The 5,925-nt window shown below is 43.4% G+C and carries 6 protein-coding genes; 3 read left to right on the plus strand and 3 right to left on the minus strand.

The window, feature by feature from the left end; genetic code table 11:
- Together B4K20_RS12050 and B4K20_RS12055 are read right to left on the minus strand one after the other, a co-directional pair.
- Positions 1-839, minus strand: an 839-nt coding sequence (locus B4K20_RS12050; protein ID WP_289283056.1) for an efflux RND transporter permease subunit, incomplete at its 3' end; no start/stop codon positions are given.
- 6 nt (positions 840-845) lie between these two features.
- Positions 846-2,015, minus strand: a complete 1,170-nt coding sequence (locus B4K20_RS12055; protein ID WP_286304611.1) for an efflux RND transporter periplasmic adaptor subunit — start codon at positions 2,013-2,015, stop codon at positions 846-848.
- A gap of 182 nt (positions 2,016-2,197) precedes the next feature.
- Between B4K20_RS12055 and B4K20_RS12060 the strand changes: the two genes are divergently transcribed.
- From B4K20_RS12060 to B4K20_RS12070, 3 genes are read left to right on the plus strand one after another with little or no spacing between them, the layout of a single operon-like run.
- Positions 2,198-2,863: a response regulator gene (locus tag B4K20_RS12060; protein ID WP_289283057.1), complete on the plus strand. Its 666-nt coding sequence runs from the start codon at positions 2,198-2,200 to the stop codon at positions 2,861-2,863.
- Positions 2,860-4,233, plus strand: coding sequence for an ATP-binding protein (locus B4K20_RS12065; RefSeq protein ID WP_289283058.1), 1,374 nt, complete (start codon positions 2,860-2,862; stop codon positions 4,231-4,233). Before B4K20_RS12060 ends, B4K20_RS12065 begins: the two co-directional genes overlap by 4 nt.
- A complete protein-coding gene (locus tag B4K20_RS12070; RefSeq protein ID WP_289283059.1) occupies positions 4,217-4,756 on the plus strand; it encodes a DUF3750 domain-containing protein in 540 nt (179 codons plus the stop codon). The genes B4K20_RS12065 and B4K20_RS12070 overlap by 17 nt, the downstream gene beginning before the upstream one ends.
- Before the next feature lie 24 nt (positions 4,757-4,780).
- Here B4K20_RS12070 and B4K20_RS12075 read toward each other — a convergent pair whose 3' ends face one another.
- Positions 4,781-5,872 (minus strand): DUF748 domain-containing protein, encoded by a 1,092-nt coding sequence (locus tag B4K20_RS12075; protein ID WP_289283060.1) that lies wholly within the window; start codon positions 5,870-5,872, stop codon positions 4,781-4,783.
- Positions 5,873-5,925: the final 53 nt, after the last annotated feature.

Genomic DNA, 5,925 nt, shown 5'->3' on the forward strand with positions numbered 1-5,925 from the left:
GTGATGTAATCCTGAGCTGCTAGTTCTATTCGCGCCACATCACGTAGTCGAACAATACGACTATCATCACTGGCTTTAACAATGATTTCACCAAACTCTTCTGGTGTCGTTAATCGACCTTGTGTCTGGACGATGTACTCGTAATAGTTCTGATCGGGTTGTGGTGCACGGTTTAAGGTACCACTGGCGACCTGAACATTTTGATTACGGATAGCAGAGATAACATCACCCGCCGCGATATCATACGACTGCATTAAGTCAGGTTTTAACCAGAGACGCATCGCATAATCTGAGGCACCATAAACAGGGACTTCACCCACACCATCAATACGACGAATACGATCACGTATATTTAATACGCCATAGTTAGCGAGATAATTTTGATCGTAGGTGCCATCTGGTGAGGAGAGATTGATAACGATCATCAGATCAGGTGAGTTTTTCTTGGTAGTCACACCTAAAGCACGGACACTTTCTGGTAATTTGGCTTCAGCGATAGCGACACGGTTTTGAACTAATACTTGGGCTGTATCCAGATCCGTTCCCAGCTCAAAGGTAATGCTCAACGTCATTGAACCATCGGCAGAGGATTGTGAGTACATATAAAGCATGCCCTCAACCCCGTTGACTTCCTGCTCAATCGGTGTTGCCACCGTTTCAGCCACTGTCTCTGCGGTTGCACCAGGGTAGGTTGCTGATACTTGAATAGTCGGTGGGGCTACTTGTGGGTATTGCTCAATAGGCAAACTCAAATAGGCCATATAGCCAATAATGACAACGATAATGGAAAGTACCGAAGCAAAAATAGGCCTATCAATAAAGAATTTTGGAAAATTCACAGTCGCTTATTCCTTATCAGTTTTTGAGATGTTCGTTGTGTCTTCAGTGGCTTGCTTACCTAAAACATCGAGAGGCTTCCACTCAAGTTCGACAACATTAGGTGTCACTTCCTGACCACTGGCTCGAATACGTTGAATACCGTTCACAACGACTTTTTCATTACCGGTTAGGCCGGTGCTGACCACAATCAGATCGTTTTCAAGTAGATTGCCGACAGTGACATATTGACGTTTGATGGCATTATTCTCATCGCTGATATAGACGAATTTTTTATCCTGATCTGTATTGATGGCATTCTCGGGCACCAGTATGGCGTCGTAGTTAGCACGACCTAACAAGCGAGCACGCCCAAACAGACCTGGGTAAATAATGCCGTCATCGTTGTTCACTGTTGCGGTGGCCTGAATAGTACCGGTGGCGTTGTCGACCACATTGTCAACAAAGTGCATTTTGCCTTCGTGGTAGAACTTATCTTCGTCCATCAGTTTGATATAGATAGGGTTAGGACTGGAATCGCTGCTGGGGCGTTGCCCTGCACGGTCAAGACGCAGGTATTTCAGCAAGTCAGCTTGCGATCCTTCAAATCGGAAGTGAATAGGGTTGGTACTGACGATACGGGTCAAAATGGTCTGATTTTCTTCAATCATGTTGCCAATATCGACGTAGCTATCACTGATTTTACCGTCGATGGGCGAAGTGACTTCTGTGAAGCCTAATTGTAGTTTGGCATTATTCAATGAAGCTTCTGAAATTTGAAGTTCCTGGAAACGTCTGTCGACTTCTTCCTGAGAAATCGCATTGGATTCACGCAACAGATGGGCGCGATCCAATTCTTTTTTGGCGAGTTCATGCTGAGCCTGAATTTGTTTTAGCTCATAACGAAAAGGACGAGGGTCAATCACATACAGGACATCGCCTTTCTTAACTTGTTGACCATCCTTAAATTTCTTCTCGATGAGATAGCCGGTTACTCGTGCTCTTAAATTAACATTATTGATGGCTTCAAAACGGCCTGTAAACTCATCCCAATCAGTCAGTTTATGTTGAAGTGGAATTGCCACATCCACCTCAACAGGAGGGGGAGCAGCCTGTTCAGTAGGTTGATTCTCAGGCTCGGAACAAGCAACTAACATTAACGAAAAAGCAGATATGAGTGTTAAAGGAATGACTCGCATGGTAAACATCTCTTATAAAAAATTTAATTGGGTTACTGGCTAGTTAATCAGAGCAACATATACACGAAGCTGTGTAATTTACATCAAGTCTATGAGTCAAACATTAGCTCTACATTATGTCGTTTTTAATATTCACTTAATGTTAATAACCATAATAAGTGTGTAATTATTGGGAATCATGTATGTATATTTTACTGGTTGAAGACAATGACATCGTCGGTGATGGTATCAAACAGGGGCTGGAAACATTAGGCCACAGCACCGACTGGGTAAAAGACGCTCATACCGCCAATCAGGCTATTCAGCATGTGAACTATGATGTCGTGATACTTGATTTAACATTACCAGATTACGATGGCATGACATTACTGACCAAGTGGCGTCAAAATAAAATATTACTGCCTGTACTTATCCTGACAGCACGAGATGCTATCCCGGATAGAGTCACCGGTCTTTCTGCTGGTGCCGATGATTATCTGACGAAACCCTTCGACTTTGATGAGTTAGTGGCGCGATTACAATCCATCACACGCCGTATCGCTGGCCGGGCAGATAATGTGATGACTTTCGAGCACATTAGTTTCAATCCCACTAAAGGTGAAGTCAAAGCGAATGGTCTTCCCGTCAAGTTATCTAAAAGTGAACTGATTGTGCTTGAAGCCTTGATGCATCAACCAGGAAAAGTGGTGAACACGGAACAATTACAAGACAGACTTTATGGCTGGGCTGAGGGCGTGGCAAGTAACGCTGTCGCAGTACATATTCATAATTTGCGTAAAAAGCTGGGTACGGATCTCATTTGTACTGAACGCCGTTTAGGCTACTTTTTAGCCGTGGATAAACAATGAAAGGTAGCCTAAGAAATAAACTCCTACTGTCGGTATTTTTAGTCACCGGTATTTTATGTTTGGCTATCGGTCCATTCATGTACCACACCATTAAAAGCGATGTGAAACAGATTCTGGATGATCGCTTAGCCGCCTCAGCAAAAATGTTGTCTCATATTGTTCATCAATACGATGTAAAGAATGAAAAGCCATCCTCATCATTAACCAATGAACTGATTCAACAAATAGAAAAAAATAGAGAAAATACAGAGGTCATTGTCTGTAATGTCACTCGTATTGATGGCGAATTAATTATCAGCACTGAAGATGATAACCGTGATGTCTTAACCTCTGTCAAAGATGGCTACAGCTTCGTTCGGGATAATGGCACTATCTGGCGCGTATTCAAATTAACCGAGCACGGCATTTCAGTCACGACTGCCGAGAAGCTGGATAAACGTCGTCAACTCTTTAATATCGTCTTGATTGGGGTAGTGATTCCCTGGGTACTGGCTGTTTTGACGCTGATTATCTCTCTGTATTTTATTATTCAGCGCGTATTTAAACCCATGACACAGCTACAGGATCATTTTGATACCCATACGGGCAGCAGTTTGACACCCATCGAAATTGACGATGTGCCAAGTGAAGTCAAGGGGGTGATTGCCGGTTTTAATGCTTTGTTGGCTAGAGTCAAAACCGTGCTGGAAAGTGAACGTCGCTTTACTGCAGATGCTGCTCATGAACTGCGTACACCGTTGGCAGGCATTACGACCCAACTACAAGTCGCCATGCTCAAACAAGGTGCGGAAGCGGACTGCAATCTGAAACAAGCCAACCTGGCGGTTAAACAGCTAACAGAACTGCTTGATCAATTATTAATGCTGGCAAGGCTCGATGCCGAGCAGATGGCAGCGATCACGGCAAGCAGCAGCGCTAGTGAAATCACTAGCAAAGCATTAACGCCGCTTCACTCTATGATCAAAGAAAGTCAGGTAGAAATTCATAAAATTATTCATAGCGATCAGGATTTATTTTTGCCACAAGAACTCGTCGCTGTTGCCATCAGAAATGTCATAAAAAATGCCATTCAGTTCTCGGTGCCAGAACAGTCGGTGTCAATCCTGGTGACAGAACAAGATGATTTTGTGACCTGGAAGATAACGGATGAAGCAGGGGGCATTGATGCTGAGTTACTACCCAATGTCACTAATCGTTTCGTGCATGACAAGAAAAAAGGTAACTTCGGGCTGGGCTTGAGCATCACCAAAGCCATCGTCGATATTCTCAATGGTGAGTTAAATATTGCCAATACAAAAACCGGTTTACGCGTTGAAATCTCTTTACCACATTCCAGTCAAGCTTTGGGTCGTGATGACACGTTTACTTAATGTTGTGACATCCTTTATGTTGGTGGTCGCCTTGAGTGCTTGTACCTCTCAGGACTGGCGAACGGCCAGCCGTGAACCAGCAGGCATTGCAGCTGATCCAAATAAAGAAAAACAAGCCATTATCGAAGTCTATGCTGCCGATGCGTTTAGCTGGCGTGGCTGGTTCGCTGTACATTCCTGGATAGCAATAAAACCAGAAAATGCGGCAACATATACGGTCTACGAAGTGGTGGGCTGGCGAGTAAAACGTGGTTTACCTGCATTGCGTGAGTTTCAAACCACGACACCAGACACCTATTGGTATGGTGCCAGAGCCGAAAAAATCTTGTCTCTAAAAGGAAATAAAGCCGCCGAATTGATTCCTGAAATTAAAACCGCAGTAGCCAATTACCCTTGGGCAGATGAGTATTCTTTATTTCCTGGTCCGAATAGCAACACTTTTCCGGCCTGGGTAGGCTTACAAGTTACTGAACTCGGACTAAAAATGCCATTTCGAGCCATTGGCAGTGGTTACGCAGACTAAGCTGTTTATCACTAAACAAACACACTATTCTTGTCGAAATTGTTTATCGTAGGCTTCCACAAAAGCATTATGCAGTATGGATAAGAAAGCTTGCCATGGACTGATATTCTCCTGATCCAAGCTACCACTGATTTGAATCTCGGCAGCAATTCTGTCCTTAGGTTGATTACGGAAAATTTGTCCCAATGCGGCCATAACTGATTCCCACACAACATTAATGAGTCCCTCATCACTGTCTTCACTAAGATCTAAGATGGTCACGTTATCTAAAATGGGCCGGGCATAGCCGTTCAACTGACCATCCTCAGCTTTAAGGGACATTAACAACTCACCCTGACCTGACTCCATATTAAAGTTGGCATAAGCTTCAGTCAGTTCATTGAGTTTGACGGCATCCACATTTTCTACTTTTAATTTAATATCAAAATTGCGAAATCTTCCAAGCGGATTCAGCTTTCCATCGATAGATAACTTAGCCGTTTCTAGCACTGTTCCTTCAAAAGATAATGCCGAATGTTTGGCATCATCACGATTGCTCAAACCAGTAAACTGTCCATTCAAATCGCTCAATACAAGGTGAACGGGCGGCTCAGATTGAAAGTTGTGGAAATGAAGCTCTCCTTGTTTTATAGCAAGACGTTCAATTCTAATCGGTAGCAGTTGTTGCAACATATCTCGCCAATCGGTGCCTGCACCTGTTTGCACCTTCTCATCATTTGCATCCACAAAATGTACTTCAGGTGCGATTAGCTCTACATCAGCTACCACTGCACCATGGAAGAGTGCAGACCAGCTAATTGAGAGGTCGATGCTATGTGACTCAAAGAAGGTCACAGGAATATCTCTATCTGTTTTAACAATATTAATAGTGTTTAAGGTATAGGCCCCACGCCAGAGCGCAATATCGACATCCTCAATATGTGCACTGTAGTTGCCCATATTGGCTAGTTTTTTATTGAGGTAGTTTTTGACTAATGTTGGTAGCGCCAGCTGGGCAGCCACGAGTAAAACAACAAGTGCAATAGCCAAGATAAGAATAGGCTGTGCTTTTCCATTCTGCTTATAAAAGCTCTGTGCGTATCCTGCGCATTTATTACCAACTCGACGATTTGGCATGACTCACTCCTTAATGACTATGCAGTGGGGGCTGAATTTAATTATTTGATAAT

The organism is Methylophaga sp. UBA5088, assembly GCF_002414625.1.
In the GTDB taxonomy this organism is placed as follows: Bacteria; Pseudomonadota; Gammaproteobacteria; order Nitrosococcales; family Methylophagaceae; genus Methylophaga; species Methylophaga marina.

What these genes read in the sequence shown, in the direction of transcription:
- B4K20_RS12075 (WP_289283060.1), bottom strand. Translation starts at nt 5,872, where the DNA reads ATGCCAAATCGTCGAGTTGGTAATAAATGCGCAGGATACGCACAGAGC.
- B4K20_RS12070 (WP_289283059.1), top strand. Translation starts at nt 4,217, where the DNA reads ATGACACGTTTACTTAATGTTGTGACATCCTTTATGTTGGTGGTCGCC.
- B4K20_RS12060 (WP_289283057.1), top strand. Translation starts at nt 2,198, where the DNA reads ATGTATATTTTACTGGTTGAAGACAATGACATCGTCGGTGATGGTATC.
- B4K20_RS12065 (WP_289283058.1), top strand. Translation starts at nt 2,860, where the DNA reads ATGAAAGGTAGCCTAAGAAATAAACTCCTACTGTCGGTATTTTTAGTC.
- B4K20_RS12055 (WP_286304611.1), bottom strand. Translation starts at nt 2,015, where the DNA reads ATGCGAGTCATTCCTTTAACACTCATATCTGCTTTTTCGTTAATGTTA.